Here is a 14,352-nt window from a genome sequence, read left to right on the forward strand (position 1 = left end):
GATTGCCCGATGCGACTACCAGGGCCGATGCACGTGATCAACGAGGGTGCGGCGTTCGTGCTGGAGGTCGTGGCGATCGGCGCGCTCGCCTGGTGGGGGTTCACGGCGGGCGACGGCGCGCTCGTCCGCGCCTTCCTCGGGCTCGGGGCGCCGGCGTTGGCGATCGTGCTGTGGGGCCTGTTCGCCGCGCCCAAGGCCCGGTTCAGGGTGCCGTTGCCGTTCGTCCTGCTAGTGAAGGCGGTGGTGTTCGGCGCCGGTGCGTTGGCCCTCTACGGTGTGGGGCGGCATGCGCTTGGGCCCGCCTTCGCCGTCATCGCCCTGGTGAACACCGCCCTCGCCACCCTCGACCGGCGGACTCTCCAGGTCACGGACCGGTGAGGTCGGCGCTCGACCGGTGCTCGGAGGTCTCGGCCAGCTTCCGCAGCGCCCGCTCCGACGGCGAGCCCGGTTCGGCCGCGTAGAGCATCAGGCGGCTCAGGTCGGGGTCGCCGGGCAGGTGCAGGGTCTCGAACGGGAGGACGAGCGGCCCCACGTCCGGGTGCCGGAGCCGTGCCTCGCCGTGCGTGAGGTCGGTGACGTGGTGCGCGGACCACAGCCGCGCGAACTCCGGGCTCCGCTCCAGCAGGCCGTCGATCAGCGACCGCAGGCGCGGGTCGTCCGGATCCTGGCCGGACCGGAACCGCAGGTAGGCGACGTTGCGGCGCGCCACGGTCAGCCAGTTGTCGGCCAGCCGGGCCCGGTAGTCGGCGTTGAGGTGGATCTGGTGCGACCAGGTCCGCTCGTCCGGCGGGACCTCCGCGAGGTCGACGAACACGGCGGCGGTGAGGCGGTTCCAGGCCACGACGTTGGTGTAGTGGCCGACGATGTAGGCGGGCGCGTGGTCGATGGCGTCGAGCAGGTGCTGGAGCGGGGCCCGCAGCCGGGGCGGTCGCGGGGTGTGCGCGCGGCGCGGCGGGTGCGCGAGGCGGTGCAGGTGGACGTGCTCGTCGGCGTCCAGGCGCAGCGCCCGCGAGATCGCGTCCAGCACCTCGGTGGAGACGTTGTCGGCGGTGCCCTGCTCAAGGCGGATGTAGTAGGCGACGCTGACCCCGGCGAGCTGCGCGAGCTCCTCGCGGCGCAGCCCGGGGACGCGGCGGCGGCTCCCGTAGGAGCGGACACCCACGTCCTCAGGTTGCAGGCGCGCGCGCCGCGACCTGAGGAACTCCCCGAGCTCACCGTTCCTCGCCATGCGTGTGAGGCTATCCGGCGCGGCGTGCCGGGCGGTGCGGAGGTTTCCCGTGAAACCTTCGGCGATCAGGCGGGCCTCGCGGTGATGTCGCCGTTGCTGGTGGTGAGGTCGAGCCGGTGCGGCGCGGACGGGTCGTTCGTGACGCCGATCTTCCGGTCGCCGTTGCTGGTGTGCGTGGTGACCTGGTAGCGCCCGGCCGGGACCGTGAGGGTGATCGACCCGTTGGACGTCCTGGCGCGGATGTCCTGCTGCGTGACGGGCGTCAGCCGGATGGACCCGTTCGACGTGCGCGCCTCGATCCGGTCGCCCCGCAGGCCGCTGCCCTCGATCCGGCCGTTGGAGGTCCGGACGTTGATCGGGCCGTTCACGCCGTCCATGTGGATCGATCCCGAGCTGGTGTGCACGTCGACCTTCCCCACCCGCGTCAGGGTGATCCGGCCGCTCGACGTCCCGCCGGACACCGCGAGCCCGGCGGGAAGGTCGACGGTGTAGCTGGCCGAGCAGCCCGAGCCGCAGCCGTTCAGGACCAGGACGCCGTTCTCGACGCGGTGCGTCTCCCCCTCGGGACGCTCCCCGCGGTACTTGAGCTTGCGGTGCAGCGACGTTCTGGCGGCGCCGCCGCGCAGCGTCACGCTCCCGGCGCCGTTGTCCAGCCGGACGGCGGTGAATCCGCCCTTCGGCGCGGCGTCGTCCTCGTAGGTCGAGGCGAAGGCCATGTCGGCCGCGCCGCAGGCGCTCAGCGTGGTCGCGGCGACCGCGACGGCGGCGATGGCGTAGAGCTGGCGGCGCACGGAGGTCCTCCTCGTTCAGGGTGATCATTGGAGAACCTACGGAGCCGGGGGCCGGACGGTCGCCACGCCCGGGAGCCATGTCGGTTCTCACTCCCAGGTCTCCGGTCCTGCTACTGGCGGTGGTACCAACAGCGGAGGGCTGGGTAGGCGCGCCCGCCCCGGCGACCCTCGTCATCATGACCTTCACCACCGCCGCCCCCGCCGTACAGCGGATGTCGTCGCGGCACAAGCTGACCCTGACCCTCCTGCTCGGCGCGCAGTTCATGCTCGCCATCGACTTCTCGATCCTCAACGTCGCCCTGCCGGTCGTCGGCGAGGGACTCGGCTTCGGCCTGGACCAGTTGCAGTGGATCGCGACCGCGTTCGCGCTGCCCGCGGCCGGTTTCACGTTGCTGTTCGGACGCGTCGCCGACCTGTTCGGGCGCCGCCGGATGCTGCTCGCCGGAATGGCGCTGCTCGCCGTCGGATCCCTCATCGGCGGGCTCGCGACCGACCCGGCCGTCCTGCTGACCGGACGCGTGCTGCAAGGGCTCGCCACCGCGATCGCGACCCCCGCCGCGCTCTCGCTGCTCACCACGTCCTTCCCCGAGGGGCGGCTGCGGACGCGGGCGCTCGGCCTCAGCGGGGCGCTGATGTCGGCCGGGTTCACCGTGGGCGCGATCCTCGGCGGCGTCCTCACCGACCTGCTGAGCTGGCGCTGGGCGTTCCTGGTCAACGTCCCGGTCGCGGTGCTGATCCTCGCTGTCACGCCCGCGCTGGTCGCCGAGAGCCGCGCCGCCGGCACCACCCGGCTGGACGTCCCCGGCGCGGTGACCGTGACCGGCGGGCTGCTCGCGCTGGTCTACGGGGTCACCACCGCGGGCGCGGACGGCTGGGGCGACCCGGTCGCGCTCGGCTCGCTGGCCCTCGCCGCCGTCCTGCTGGTCGCGTTCGGCCTGGTGGAGCGGCGTTCACCGGCGCCGCTCGCGCCGCCGCGGGTACTGACGAGGCGCACCGTGACCTGGGGCAACGTCGGCGGGTTCGTCGCGTTCGCGACCGAGACCTCGCTGGTGTTCCTGATGACGCTCTACCTGCAGCGCGTCCTCGGCTTCTCGGCCCTCGCCACCGGCCTCGCGCTGGGCGTGCTCGGCGCCGGGACGTTCGCGGGCGGCGTCGCCGCGCCCCGGATCATGGCACGCTTCGGCGGCCGGGCCACGCTGGCCGCCGGGCTCGTCCTCCAGGCCGCCGCGACGCTGGCGCTGCTCGGCCTCGGGTCCTCGCGGGACGGGCTCGCGCTGCTGCTCGCCGCCACCGCGATCGGCGGGTTCGGGAACCTGGTCGCGATCGTCGCGTTCATGGGGATCGCGACGTCCGGGCTGCCGGACGGCGAGCAGGGCCTCGCGACCGGCCTCGCCACCATGACCCAGCAGGTCGCCATCACGCTCGGCATCCCGGTGATGAGCGCGGTCGCGACGGCGGCCGGGACCTCCGTCCTCGCCGGGGTGCACGCGGCGACGCTGGTCAACGCCATGATCGCAGTCGCGGGGGCGGCGCTCGTCGCCGTGTTCCTGCGCCGCTCCGCACACTGATCTTCCGCGCCCGTCCGAAGGAGAGAACGCCATGGATCTCGAACTGTCCGGCAGGGTCTACATCGTCACCGGCGCGTCCGCCGGGATCGGCGAGGCCACCGCCCGCCTCCTCGCGGACGAGGGCGCCCACGTGGTCGGTGTCGCCCGGCGCCCTTCGGGGGACGGCGTCGCCGCCGACCTGACCGACCCGTCCGCCGCCCAGCGGATCGTGGACACCGCGCTCGACCGGCACGGACGGCTCGACGGCCTGGTCAACAACGCCGGTGCCCTCGAATCGCGGATCGGCTTCCTGGACGTCACCGACGCCCAGTGGCACGACACGTTCGAGCTGAACCTGCACTCAGCGATCCGGATGACCCGCGCCGCGCTGCCCGCGCTGATCGACCAGGGCGCGGGGAGCCTCGTCCACGTCGCGAGCGAGGCCGCCCGGTTCCCGGACACGCCGCTGGTGGACTACGCCGCGTCCAAGACCGCGATGCTGTCGGTGTCCAAGACGCTCGCGGGGGAGTTCGGGCGCTGCGGCATCCGCTCCAACGTCGTCACGCCCGGCCCCACCCGCACCCGGCTGTGGGACGCGCCGGGCGGGTTCGCCGACCAGCTCGCCGCGCAGTACGGGCTGCCGGTCGAGGAGGCGATCGACCGGTTCGTCCGGGAGGAGCGGCGGCTGCCCGCCGCGCGCCTGGGCACCCCGCTGGATGTGGCGCGCGTCATCGCCTACCTGCTGTCCCCGCTGGCCGTGCAGGTCACGGGCGCGGAATGGGCCGTGGACGGCGGCGCGCTCCGCCAGCTGTGAGATCGGGCGGGCCGTGTGCGGTCTGCCGGGCCCGCGGGGGCCGGCAGACCGCCGCCGCGTGTTCAGCCGGGGACCTTGTCGAGGAAGCCGTGCACGCGGTCGACGCGCCCGTCCTCGGCGAAGACCACCACGTCGAACCCGACCGCCAGCGCCTCGCCGCCCTCCGGGCCGAGTCCCCAGGTGAAGCGGGCGATGTCGTGGTGGGCGTCCACGTCCCCCTCCAGGCTGAACACCAGGCCGGGGAACTGCTGCTGCGCGGCGGCGATGAAGCCGTCCACGGCCTCGCGGCCCTCGGCCACGCCGAGCGGGTCGACGTAGACCGCCTCCTCCGTCCACACCTCGTCGATCGCGGCGCGGCGCGCGGCCGGGTCGGTCTCGTTCCAGATGGCCAGGTACTGCTCGATACGCTGCTGAACGTCGCTCATCACCGCTCCTGTGGTGTTCGTCCGGGTCTGTCCGCCCCGGTGACCACTACGGTGCCAACCGCGCGGCGGAAGATCGATTACCTCGGACGTCATGCCGGGGCCTCGGTGACGTTGATGTCGGATTCCCGCTAGTGATGAGTCCTGGCCATCGGTGATGCTGGGAGCATGCACGAGGATGTCGAAAGGTGCGTGCGGGCCGTCCAGTCGAAGGACGCGCGGTTCGACGGATGGTTCTTCACCGGGGTCGTGACCACCGGGATCTACTGCCGTCCGAGTTGCCCCGTCGTGCCGCCCAAGCCGGAGAACATGCGTTTCTACCCCAGCGCGGCGGCCTCCCAGCAGGCCGGATTCCGGGCCTGCAAGCGCTGCCGCCCCGACACCTCCCCGGGCTCCCCCGAGTGGAACCACCGCGCGGACGTCGTCGCCCGCGCCATGCGGCTCATCTCCGACGGCGTCGTCGACCGCGAGGGCGTCCCGGGGCTCGCCGGACGGCTCGGCTACAGCACCCGCCAGATCGAACGCCAGCTCAACGCCGAACTGGGCGCGGGCCCGCTCGCGCTGGCCCGGGCCCAGCGCGCGCAGACGGCGCGGCTCCTGATCGAAACGACACCGCTCCCCATGGGAGACGTCGCCTTCGCGGCCGGTTTCGCCAGCATCCGCGCGTTCAACGACACCGTGCGGGACGTGTTCGCGCTCACCCCGAGCCAACTGCGCGACCGGGTCGCCAGGGGACACCCGCCCGCGGGTTCCGGATCCCTGTCGCTGCGGCTGCCGTTCCGCGCGCCGCTCTGCCCGGACAACCTGTTCGGCCACCTGGCCGCCACCGCCGTCCCCGGCGTCGAGGAGTGGCGGGACGGCGCGTTCCGCCGCACCCTGCGGCTCCCCCATGGTCATGGCGTCGCCACGCTCCGCCCGCAGCCCGACCACGTGGCCTGCACGCTCACGCTGAGCGACCTCCGCGACCTCACGATCGCGATCAGCCGCTGCCGCTGGATGCTCGACCTCGACGCGGACCCCACCGCCGTGGACGACCTCCTGCGCGCCGACCCGGTGCTCGCCCCCCTGGTCGACAAGGCGCCGGGACGCCGCGTCCCGCGCACCGTGGACGCCCCGGAGTTCGCCGTCCGCGCCGTCCTCGGGCAGCAGGTGTCGGTCGCCGCCGCGCGCACCCACGCGGCGCGCCTGGTCACCGCCTACGGGGATCCCATCACCGACCCCCTGGGCGGGCTGACGCACCTGTTCCCGACGCCGTCCGCCCTGGCCGAGCTGGACCCGGAGAGGCTGGCGTTCCCGCGGTCCCGCCGGACGACCCTCACGTCGCTGGTGAGCGCCCTCGCGCGAGACGAGATCGACCTCGGCGTAGGGAGCGACTGGGAACAGGCCCGCAAACGCCTCGGGGCGCTCCCGGGCTTCGGGCCCTGGACCGTCGAGACCATCGCGATGCGCGCACTCGGCGACCCCGACGCGTTCATCCCGGGGGACCTGGGCATACGCGCCGCCGCCCGCGCGCTCGACCTGCCCGCCACCCCGGCCGCCCTCATACGGCGTGCCACCGCGTGGCGCCCCTGGCGCGCCTACGCCGTCCAGTACCTGTGGGCGACGGGTGATCACGCCATCAACCTCCTCCCGGCCTAGAGAGGATCGACCCCATGAAAACGACGCATGCCGTCCTGGACAGCCCCGTAGGGCCGCTCACCGCGGTCGTGACGGACGGCGGCCTGTCCGGTCTCTATATGCACGAGCAGCGGCACCGCCCGCAGGAGGAGACCTTCGGCACGCCCGCCACCGACCCCGAGCCGTTCAGGACCATCAGTGAGCAGCTCGACGCCTACTTCGCGGGCGACCTCACCGAGTTCGACGTGCCCCTGAACCTGCGCGGCACCCCCTTCCAGAACCTCGTCTGGACGGCGCTCCAGGAGATCCCCTACGGCGAGACGACCACCTACGGCGCGCTCGCCGTCGAGATCGGCAGGCCCTCCGCGTCCCGCGCCGTCGGCCTCGCCAACGGCCGCAACCCGGTCAGCGTGATCGTCCCCTGCCACCGCGTCGTCGGCTCCACCGGCGACCTCACCGGCTACGGCGGCGGCCTGGAGCGCAAGCGCTTCCTGCTCGACTTCGAGCGCAAGACCAAGGGGGCCGCCGCCGCGCTCTTCTGACGGGAATGTCAGAGGGCGGGGATACCGTGCTTGACAGGGCCGGGTCTCCGGCCCTGCCAGGTCATGGAGGGGCAGGTCAAGGTGGAGTTCCGGGTCGACCGTCAAAGGCTCGCCGAGGCCGTGGCGTGGGCGGCGCGGACGCTGCCGTCCCGCCCCGCGCTGCCGGTCCTCGCGGGCATGCTCATCGAGGTCACCGGCGACGGTGAGCTGACGCTGGCGGGCTTCGACTACGAGGTGTCCGCGCACTCCCGCGTCGAGGCGGACGTCGCCGAGCCGGGGCGCGCCCTCGTCCCCGGGCGGCTCCTCGCCGAGATCGTCCGGAACCTCCCCGCCCAGCCCGTGGAAGTCTTCACCAAGGCATCCGAGGTCGTCCTGCGGTGCGGGCCCGCCGAGTTCGGGCTGCTCACGATGCCCGTCGAGGACTACCCCACCCTCCCCGAGCCGCCCGCCCGCGCGGGCACCGTCCCCGGCGACATCTTCGCCGCCGCCGTCGCCCAGGTCGTCCCGGCGGCGGGCCGCGACGACACCCTGCCCATGCTCACCGGCGTCCGCATCGACATCGAGGGCGACACGATGTGGCTCGCCTGCACCGACCGCTACCGCATCGCGGCCCGCGAGCTCACCTGGAGCCCGTCCGACCCGGCCTTCACCGCGGGCGTCGTCGTCCCCGCCCGCACCCTCGCCGACACCGCCAAGGCCATCCGCCCCGGCGCCGAGGTCGCCATCGACCTCGCCGGAACCGCCGACACCCTGATCGGCGTCTCCGGCGGCGGCCGCAGCATGACCAGCCGCCTCCTGGACGACCAGTACATCAACTACAAGTCCCGCCTGGCCGGCACCTGGGCCTCCATCGCCGAGATCGACACGGCCCCCTTCGTCGAGGCCCTCAAGCGCGCCGCCCTCGTCACCGAGCGCGGCACCCCGATCCGGCTGTCGTTCACGGCGGGCGAGGTCCGCATCAGCGCCGCGTCCGGCGACTCCGCCCGCGCCAACGAGAGCCTCGCGGTGGACCTGACCGGCGACGACGTCGAGGTCGCCTTCAGCCCCCAGTACCTCCTGGACGGCCTCGCCGGCATCGACACCCCGCGCACCCGCCTGGAATGCGCGGGCCCCACCAAGGCGTCCCTCCTGACCGCCATCCCCGAAGAGGAGGACTCCGAAGCCGCCGACACGGGCTACCGCTACCTGGTCATGCCCGTCCGCCTGACCTCCTGACCGACCCAAGGAGCCCCTGCCCGCCCCCCCCGAATCCCAAGCACCCCCGTCCCCACCGCCCTGCCACCGAAGACAAGGCCGCGCCTTGTCCGAGCCCACCGGACACGCACCCCGAACCGCGTGCACTAGAGAGCTGCGCGTGACTTTGTCCCCTTCCGAGCCTGAAGCGCACACGGGCGCGGTCACCCTTATCCGTCCCGCTCCAGATTTCCGTCCTGCGGGCCTCACGAGGCGCGGCACGGCCCGCCAGGGAGGAGCAGGACGCCCCCATGCGCGCGGCCCCTTCGCCTCATTCAAGGATTTGATCGCCGGGAGTTCATTGGCGAACCTGGGTCAGTAGGATGACCGGGAAGTTCACTAGATCGACCACAGCGGAGGGGCCGGAATGCTGGAGCGGATCACCGTCGATGAAGCTGTGCGCGCCCTGCGTCCGGACTTCGCCGTGCTGATCATGACGGCCGAGGGGCTGACGAACGGTCCGAGTGACGAGCAGTCGGCGGACTGGCTTGCCGGGGCCGCCGCGAAAGCGGCAGACGACCCGCACGTGGAGGCGTGGCGCGAGGCGTACCGGGCCTTCGGCGCCAAACCGCAGCGCACCCGCCCCTCGGTGGACGCGCTGCTCCGCCGGGCCGACGCGCTGCCGTCCATCAACCGCGTCGTGGACGCCTACAACGCGGTCAGCGTCGAGTACGCGCTGCCGATCGGCGGCGAGGACCTCGACGCCTACCAGGGACCGGCGCGGCTGGTCAGGGCCACCGGAGACGAGCCGTTCGACGTGATCACAAGCGGTGAGCCCGCCGTCGAGCACCCGTCCCCGGGCGAGGTCGTCTGGCGGGACGACGAGGGCGTGACGTGCCGCCGCTGGAACTGGCGCCAGTGCGTCCGGACGCGCCTGACGGAGAACACGGAGAACGGCCTGTTCCTCCTCGAACGCCTGGAGCCCTACTCCCTCGACCGGCTGACCGAGGCAGGCGAGGAACTGGCGACACGACTCCGCGCGATCTCGCCCGGCGCTCACATCCGAAGCCGCCTCATCGGCGGGCGGTGATGGTCACGGTCCTAGCGCTCAGCGCGGCCCTCGCCTACGGCGTCGCGGACTTCCTCGGCGGCGCGGCGGCCCGCCGCTCGACCGCGCTGAAGGCCCTGGCCTGGTGCGTCCCGATGGGCTTGGCCGTCGTGCTCGCCTCCGCGCTGCTCACCGGCGGCGGCACCGGATGGGGCCCGATGGCCTGGGGATTCGGCGCGGGCCTGGCGGGCGGGACGGGCCTGATCACCTTCTACCGGGCGCTCGCGCGGGGCCCGATGAGCGTGGTCGCCCCCGTATCCGCCCTCGCCGCCGCCGTGCTGCCGGTAGCGGTAGGCACGATGCAGGGCGAGCGGCTGGACGCGACGGTCCTGCTCGGCGTCCTCCTCTGCCTGGTCGCGATCGCCCTGGTCAGCATGGAGGAAGGCAGCGCCGACGAGACCGCCCCCGCCGCCTCCGGATGGCGGCGCCTCCTGGACTCGGGCCCGCTGATGGCCGGGGTGTCCGGCACCTGCTTCGGGATCTTCTTCATCCTCCTGAAGGAGGCCGGGGACGGCGGCGGCCTATGGCCGCTGGTCGCCGCCCGCGTAGGCAACGTCGTGGTCGTCTTCACGGCCCTGCTGTACCTGAAGATGTTCGGCGGCGCCTCCGAGCCCACCCCACCAGGAGCCCGACGCACGCTCATCGCCCTGACCCTCCTGTCGGGCGCCCTCGACGCCGGCGCGAACGCCCTCTACTTCATCGCCGTCCAGGACGGCCTGCTCAGCCTCGCCGCCGTCCTCACGTCCCTCTACCCGGCGATCACGGTCCTCCTGGCCCGAATCACCTACAGCGAGCGCCTCCGCACCGTCCAACGCCTGGGCATGGCCATAGCAGTAGCCGGTGTAGCCCTCGTAACCGTCGGCTGACCACACCCCCCACCCAAAACGCCCTGACCCCAGATATCGAACCCTGGTGGGGGCGACGAGGCCGCGCACGCCGAAGGAGCAGTTGCAGACCCTCGTGGGGGCGATGAGGACCGGGTACGGGCTCTGGCCCCCGCACATGACCTCGGTGTTGCGAACCCTCGTGGGGGCGATGAGGACTCGTCAACGCCGGTGTGCCGGCCCATGTCATGTTGCGAACCCTCGTGGGGGCGATGAGGACTATGGCCACCGAACGCCGCTACACCATCACCTGGTTGCGAACCCTCGTGGGGGCGATGAGGACCTGTGAGCGGGGGCTTCTAATGGCGCTTACGTCCGGTTGCGAACCCTCGTGGGGGCGATGAGGACCACGGCGCACATCACGGCGTACAGCCGCAGGCGTCGCTGTTGCGAACCCTCGTGGGGGCGATGAGGACCCCATGGTAAAGCCGCTGGCTGGAAGGCGCACGGATGGCCGGGCATGGAGCGCGATTTCAGCGAGCCTTCGGTTGTGCACGAGACCCCGGCGTGTCGCTGAAACGGTAGCGCTCTCGGACGGCACGCGGCGCCACCGGGCGCTGACGAGGTCGTTGCTCATGGGGGGAGCAGGTTCTGGGTGGCGGTTCGTAGGGCGCGGGCCGCGTTCTGGGTGAGTGGTTCGCCGTGGCCGAAGCAGGCGATCTCGGTGTCGAGGGCTGCCAGCCGCTGGAAGGAGGCGGCCGCTGCTGGTGGGTCGGCGTTGAACACGCCGAGGATGACGCTTCCGTCGGGGGTGCGGGCCACCGTGTCTCCGGTGAACAACACCTTCGGGCCGGGGAGGTGCAGAGCGACGCTGCCGGGTGTGTGGCCTGGCGCGGCCACGGCTTGGGCGCCGCCACCGAAGTCGAGGACGTCGCCGTCGTCGAGCTCGTGGTCCACATGCACCGGTGCGGGTGGCTCTGCTGGCAGTTGCTTGCGGGCCTGCTCCAATATGGGCCGCTCCCAGTCGGCGAGGATCGGGGGCGGGCCTGTCGTCTCGCCGCGGATGAACGGCGCGTCGGCGCGATGTGCGATGACGCGTACGTCTCCCCACTCTGCGATCTCGGCTGCGGCGCCGACGTGGTCTTCGTGGAAGTGTGTCAGCACCAGTCGTCGCAGGTCCGCCGGGTCGTGGCCGAGATCGCGGATCGCCTTGGCGATCAGTGGTGCGCTGCCGGAGGCGTAGGTGTCGATGAGGGTGAGGCCGTCGGGGTCCTGCCACAGATACGCGTTCGCCACGGGGAAGCGGAGCAGGTGCAGGCCGGGAAGCAACCGGATGACGTCCATGCGGCCGATGCTAGGAGCCCGCCGGACACCGCAGAGAGATCTACGCCCTGCGCGGATCGGCTATGAGCGGAAGCAAGACGGCGGCCGGAGGGCGGGACCGTAGGGCCCGCCCTCGTGGCTGTCGGTGGCGGTGGTGGTGGGATTCGAACCCACGGAAGCTTGCACTTCACACGCTTTCGAGGCGTGCGCCCTCGTCCACTAGGCGACACCACCGCGGGGAAGCCTACCGGACTCTGCGGTGCGTGAAGAACTCGGAGAGGAGTGCGGCGCACTCGGGGGCCATCACCTCGGCGACGACCTCGGGGCGGTGGTTGAGGCGGCGGTCGCGGACGACGTCCCAGAGGGAGCCGACCGCGCCGGCCTTCAGGTCGACGGCGCCGTAGACGAGGCGGTCGAGGCGGGCCTGGACGGCGGCTCCCGCGCACATCGTGCACGGTTCGAGGGTGACGACCAGTGTGCAGCCGGACAGGCGCCAGGTGCCCAGGGCGGACGCGGCGCGCCGCATGGCGACGATCTCCGCGTGGCCGGTGGGGTCGGCGGTGCGCTCGCGGTCGTTGTGGCCGGTGCCGATGATCTCGCCGGAGGCGTCCAGGACGACCGCGCCGACCGGGATCTCGCCCGCTTCGAAGGCCACGCGCGCCTCGTCCAGTGCCCGGCGCATCGCCTGCTCGGGGTCAGTCACGGAGGCGGTCGAACTCCTCGCCGAAACCGGCCTGCTCGGCGACCGCGAGCAGGGCGTCGCCGGGCAGGGCCCGCTCGCCGAGGTCGCTGAGGCGGCCGGGGTCGATGCCGAGGTCGTCCAGCAGGGCGGGGTCGCCGGCGGCGTCGCCGTCGGGGACCTCGCCGACGAGTTGGGTGAACAGTGAGCCGATGCCGTCCTCGCGGACGGTCGAGACGTACGCGCGGGGCTCGTCCTGGCCGTCCAGGCGCAGGACGGCGAACCAGTCGTCGTCCTGTTCGATCAGCAGCACCACGGGGTCGCCGTAGGACTCGACGGCCGCCTCCCGCATCAGGTCGGCGACGTCGTCGACGCCCTCGGCCTCGGCGAGGACGGCCTCGGTCCCGATCCAGCCCTGCGGGGTCCGCGCGAAGACGGCGGCGAAGTACGACACGTGGCCATTGTGGCCCAGGCCGGCGCCCCGATCACACCCCTGGCCAGCAAGGTGTCCGATTCGTTCCCAAGGTCAGCCGACGGTGTCGAGGGCGCGCTCGAAGGCGGCGGCGAAGCCGAGCCGGCCCGCGATGCTGAGGAGCATCTCGTCGGGGTACAGCTCCAGGTCGCCGGAGATGGCGCCGATCTCCATCTCGTCCAGCCCGAGGTCGGCGAAGATCGACATGTCGCCGACGGGGAGGACCTGGTCGAGCTCCTCGTCGTCGGGGATCGGGATGTCGAGGTACTCCAGGACCTGCCCGGCGAGCGGCCAGTCGACCGAGGCCGTGACGTCCGACAGGAAGACCATCACCTCGTCGCCCAGCAGCCGGATCGCGACGAAGAAGTCGTCGCCGACCGACACGAGCCCGACGGTGCCGCCGAGGCTCGGCTGCTGGCGCAGGGCATGGATCAAGCCCGCCAGATCCCCGGTGAGGGCCACCGGGAGGATCTCGGCCTCCCAGCGCTCGTCTTCCCGGTACACCACGACGGCGAAGTCCGTCGCGTCAACATCCGTCATTTCCACCCCACCGGCGCGGTTCCTGCCAGGGCATGGTCGCAGATGCGGCGCGCCCTCGCGTGCCCCACGGCCAAACTCGCCACCGCACCCGCGTGTGAGATCGGGAGTCAGTGCCGCATTTCCGGCGCACGATGTAGAAAGCTACTGGATGTCCGTCAGTTCAGGCGGAAGGTGCGGCGGCGCAGCGCCGCGTGGATGCGCGCGCGGCGGGAGCGGTGCGGGGTCACGCGTCGGCGCAGCTCGCGGGCCTCCGCGAGTTCCCGCAGGAAGATCGCGCGGCGGCGCAGCCGTTCGCGCACCTCCTCGGGGGTCACGTCACCCTGCCGGTCCTCGGCGGGGCGTGCTGTGACTTCGGTCACCGGGGGCGTCGGGGGGTCGGGCGCGGGCTCGCGGACCCGCGCCGGCTGCTGATCACTCTCGCTGCTCATATCGGCATACTGCCCAGCTCAGAGACGTCCTATCCTGGTCCACAAGGGTCTGGCAGGCGCTGCACGGTGCACTACGGTGTGCCCATGCAGACCCTCGCCGTCGACCATCCGCTCGTCGCGCACAAGCTCACCACGCTGCGGGACGTCCGCACGGACTCCCCCACGTTCCGCCGCCTGGCGGACGAACTGGTCACCCTTCTGGCGTACGAGGCTACCCGCGACGTCAGGGTCGTCGAGGCGACCGTCGCGACCCCGCTCGTCGAGGCCGGCGGCGTCCAGCTCGCGAGCCCGAAGCCGCTGGTCGTGCCGATCCTGCGCGCGGGCCTCGGGATGCTGGACGGTATGACGCGGCTGCTGCCCACCGCCGAGGTCGGCTTCCTCGGCATGATCCGCGACGAGGGCACCCTCCAGGCCCAGACGTATGCGACGCGCCTCCCCGACGACCTGTCCGGCAGGCAGTGCTACGTCCTCGACCCGATGCTCGCCACCGGCGGGACGCTCGCCGCCGCGATCAAGCTGCTGCTCGACCGGGGCGCCGACCACGTCACCGCCCTCTGCCTGCTCGCCGCCCCCGAGGGCCTGAAGTACCTGGAGCAGGCGTTCGCCGACACGGCCGCGCCCGTCCGGGTCGTCACGGCCGCGATCGACTCGCACCTGAACGAACAGGGCTTCATCATGCCCGGCCTGGGGGACGCCGGAGACCGCCTCTACGGCGTCGTCTGACCCCGGGTCGTTCAGGATTCGTTCGTCACCGGTACGGCGGATGTTCGTTCCAGGTGGCAAGGGGTAATAACGCGCTACGGAACGTCAGTGCGCGTTCCCCTCCGCCGTCCCGGCACAGGGG

17 protein-coding genes, 1 tRNA gene and 1 CRISPR repeat array are annotated in these 14,352 nt (G+C 72.4%); of the genes, 9 read left to right on the plus strand and 9 right to left on the minus strand.

Going from position 1 to position 14,352, the window contains the following annotated elements:
* The first annotated feature begins 9 nt into the window (after window positions 1-9).
* Complete coding sequence (locus tag GNZ18_RS15265; RefSeq protein WP_246249881.1) at window positions 10-378, plus strand: YrdB family protein; 369 nt, start codon at window positions 10-12, stop codon at window positions 376-378.
* On the opposite strand, the gene GNZ18_RS15270 is transcribed toward GNZ18_RS15265, so the two are convergent.
* Window positions 365-1,228 (minus strand): helix-turn-helix domain-containing protein, encoded by an 864-nt coding sequence (locus GNZ18_RS15270; RefSeq protein WP_156217146.1) that lies wholly within the window; start codon window positions 1,226-1,228, stop codon window positions 365-367. The two genes, GNZ18_RS15265 and GNZ18_RS15270, sit on opposite strands and share 14 nt — an antisense overlap.
* 65 nt (window positions 1,229-1,293) lie before the next feature.
* Entirely contained in the window at window positions 1,294-2,019 is a 726-nt protein-coding gene (locus tag GNZ18_RS15275; RefSeq protein WP_214615659.1) for a DUF4097 family beta strand repeat-containing protein, read from the minus strand.
* 176 nt (window positions 2,020-2,195) lie between these two features.
* On the opposite strand from GNZ18_RS15275, the gene GNZ18_RS15280 reads away from it, so the two are divergent.
* Window positions 2,196-3,587 (plus strand): MFS transporter, encoded by a 1,392-nt coding sequence (locus tag GNZ18_RS15280; protein WP_216651302.1) that lies wholly within the window; start codon window positions 2,196-2,198, stop codon window positions 3,585-3,587.
* A gap of 31 nt (window positions 3,588-3,618) precedes the next feature.
* Window positions 3,619-4,380 carry an SDR family NAD(P)-dependent oxidoreductase gene (locus GNZ18_RS15285; RefSeq protein WP_156217147.1) on the plus strand — a complete coding sequence of 254 codons (762 nt, stop codon included), beginning with the start codon at window positions 3,619-3,621 and terminating at the stop codon, window positions 4,378-4,380.
* Window positions 4,381-4,442: 62 nt separating this feature from the next.
* Here GNZ18_RS15285 and GNZ18_RS15290 read toward each other — a convergent pair whose 3' ends face one another.
* Window positions 4,443-4,805 (minus strand): nuclear transport factor 2 family protein, encoded by a 363-nt coding sequence (locus GNZ18_RS15290; protein ID WP_156217148.1) that lies wholly within the window; start codon window positions 4,803-4,805, stop codon window positions 4,443-4,445.
* Window positions 4,806-4,970: 165 nt separating this feature from the next.
* Here GNZ18_RS15290 and GNZ18_RS15295 point away from each other — a divergent pair, with 165 nt between their 5' ends.
* The 5 genes from GNZ18_RS15295 to GNZ18_RS15315 all read left to right on the plus strand — a co-directional run bounded on the left by GNZ18_RS15295 (window position 4,971) and on the right by GNZ18_RS15315 (window position 10,108).
* The gene (locus GNZ18_RS15295) at window positions 4,971-6,440 is read left to right on the plus strand and encodes a DNA-3-methyladenine glycosylase 2 family protein (RefSeq protein WP_156217149.1); all 1,470 of its coding nucleotides are present in this window, start codon (window positions 4,971-4,973) and stop codon (window positions 6,438-6,440) included.
* 14 nt (window positions 6,441-6,454) lie between these two features.
* The gene (locus GNZ18_RS15300) at window positions 6,455-6,961 is read left to right on the plus strand and encodes a methylated-DNA--[protein]-cysteine S-methyltransferase (RefSeq protein WP_156217150.1); all 507 of its coding nucleotides are present in this window, start codon (window positions 6,455-6,457) and stop codon (window positions 6,959-6,961) included.
* An 81-nt stretch (window positions 6,962-7,042) separates the two neighbouring features.
* Entirely contained in the window at window positions 7,043-8,176 is a 1,134-nt protein-coding gene (gene dnaN, locus GNZ18_RS15305) for a DNA polymerase III subunit beta (protein WP_312874585.1), read from the plus strand.
* 385 nt (window positions 8,177-8,561) lie between these two features.
* Window positions 8,562-9,224 carry a B3/B4 domain-containing protein gene (locus GNZ18_RS15310; protein ID WP_156217151.1) on the plus strand — a complete coding sequence of 221 codons (663 nt, stop codon included), beginning with the start codon at window positions 8,562-8,564 and terminating at the stop codon, window positions 9,222-9,224.
* Window positions 9,224-10,108: an EamA family transporter gene (locus GNZ18_RS15315; RefSeq protein ID WP_156217152.1), complete on the plus strand. Its 885-nt coding sequence runs from the start codon at window positions 9,224-9,226 to the stop codon at window positions 10,106-10,108. The genes GNZ18_RS15310 and GNZ18_RS15315 overlap by 1 nt, the downstream gene beginning before the upstream one ends.
* 40 nt (window positions 10,109-10,148) lie before the next feature.
* A CRISPR array of direct repeats spans window positions 10,149-10,542; the repeat unit is 23 nt; unit sequence ACCCTCGTGGGGGCGATGAGGAC.
* Window positions 10,543-10,699: 157 nt separating this feature from the next.
* On the opposite strand, the gene GNZ18_RS15320 is transcribed toward GNZ18_RS15315, so the two are convergent.
* The 6 genes from GNZ18_RS15320 to GNZ18_RS15345 form a co-directional block, all read right to left on the minus strand.
* Complete coding sequence (locus GNZ18_RS15320; protein WP_156217153.1) at window positions 10,700-11,410, minus strand: MBL fold metallo-hydrolase; 711 nt, start codon at window positions 11,408-11,410, stop codon at window positions 10,700-10,702.
* Window positions 11,411-11,535: 125 nt separating this feature from the next.
* A tRNA-Ser gene (locus tag GNZ18_RS15325) sits at window positions 11,536-11,623 on the minus strand.
* Window positions 11,624-11,633: 10 nt separating this feature from the next.
* Window positions 11,634-12,092 (minus strand): tRNA adenosine(34) deaminase TadA, encoded by a 459-nt coding sequence (tadA, locus tag GNZ18_RS15330; protein WP_374225407.1) that lies wholly within the window; start codon window positions 12,090-12,092, stop codon window positions 11,634-11,636.
* The gene (locus GNZ18_RS15335) at window positions 12,085-12,522 is read right to left on the minus strand and encodes a tRNA adenosine deaminase-associated protein (RefSeq protein WP_214615651.1); all 438 of its coding nucleotides are present in this window, start codon (window positions 12,520-12,522) and stop codon (window positions 12,085-12,087) included. The genes tadA and GNZ18_RS15335 overlap by 8 nt, the downstream gene beginning before the upstream one ends.
* Window positions 12,523-12,594: 72 nt before the next feature.
* Window positions 12,595-13,080: a tRNA adenosine deaminase-associated protein gene (locus GNZ18_RS15340; protein ID WP_156217155.1), complete on the minus strand. Its 486-nt coding sequence runs from the start codon at window positions 13,078-13,080 to the stop codon at window positions 12,595-12,597.
* Between the two features lie 155 nt (window positions 13,081-13,235).
* Window positions 13,236-13,508, minus strand: coding sequence for a hypothetical protein (locus tag GNZ18_RS15345; RefSeq protein ID WP_156217156.1), 273 nt, complete (start codon window positions 13,506-13,508; stop codon window positions 13,236-13,238).
* An 84-nt stretch (window positions 13,509-13,592) separates the two neighbouring features.
* On the opposite strand from GNZ18_RS15345, the gene upp reads away from it, so the two are divergent.
* Window positions 13,593-14,231 carry a uracil phosphoribosyltransferase gene (upp, locus tag GNZ18_RS15350; RefSeq protein ID WP_156217157.1) on the plus strand — a complete coding sequence of 213 codons (639 nt, stop codon included), beginning with the start codon at window positions 13,593-13,595 and terminating at the stop codon, window positions 14,229-14,231.
* Window positions 14,232-14,352: the final 121 nt, after the last annotated feature.

The sequence above is a fragment of the Actinomadura litoris genome (assembly GCF_009733595.1).
Lineage (GTDB): Bacteria > Actinomycetota > Actinomycetes > Streptosporangiales > Streptosporangiaceae > Spirillospora > Spirillospora litoris.

Bases quoted from the DNA above. Each gene is read 5' to 3' on its own strand.
- GNZ18_RS15265 (WP_246249881.1), top strand. From the start codon at position 10: ATGCGACTACCAGGGCCGATGCACGTGATCAACGAGGGTGCGGCGTTC.
- GNZ18_RS15270 (WP_156217146.1), bottom strand. From the start codon at position 1,228: ATGGCGAGGAACGGTGAGCTCGGGGAGTTCCTCAGGTCGCGGCGCGCG.
- GNZ18_RS15280 (WP_216651302.1), top strand. From the start codon at position 2,196: ATGACCTTCACCACCGCCGCCCCCGCCGTACAGCGGATGTCGTCGCGG.
- GNZ18_RS15285 (WP_156217147.1), top strand. From the start codon at position 3,619: ATGGATCTCGAACTGTCCGGCAGGGTCTACATCGTCACCGGCGCGTCC.
- GNZ18_RS15290 (WP_156217148.1), bottom strand. From the start codon at position 4,805: ATGAGCGACGTTCAGCAGCGTATCGAGCAGTACCTGGCCATCTGGAAC.
- GNZ18_RS15295 (WP_156217149.1), top strand. From the start codon at position 4,971: ATGCACGAGGATGTCGAAAGGTGCGTGCGGGCCGTCCAGTCGAAGGAC.
- GNZ18_RS15300 (WP_156217150.1), top strand. From the start codon at position 6,455: ATGAAAACGACGCATGCCGTCCTGGACAGCCCCGTAGGGCCGCTCACC.
- GNZ18_RS15310 (WP_156217151.1), top strand. From the start codon at position 8,562: ATGCTGGAGCGGATCACCGTCGATGAAGCTGTGCGCGCCCTGCGTCCG.
- GNZ18_RS15315 (WP_156217152.1), top strand. From the start codon at position 9,224: ATGGTCACGGTCCTAGCGCTCAGCGCGGCCCTCGCCTACGGCGTCGCG.
- GNZ18_RS15320 (WP_156217153.1), bottom strand. From the start codon at position 11,410: ATGGACGTCATCCGGTTGCTTCCCGGCCTGCACCTGCTCCGCTTCCCC.
- GNZ18_RS15340 (WP_156217155.1), bottom strand. From the start codon at position 13,080: ATGACGGATGTTGACGCGACGGACTTCGCCGTCGTGGTGTACCGGGAA.
- GNZ18_RS15345 (WP_156217156.1), bottom strand. From the start codon at position 13,508: ATGAGCAGCGAGAGTGATCAGCAGCCGGCGCGGGTCCGCGAGCCCGCG.
- upp (WP_156217157.1), top strand. From the start codon at position 13,593: ATGCAGACCCTCGCCGTCGACCATCCGCTCGTCGCGCACAAGCTCACC.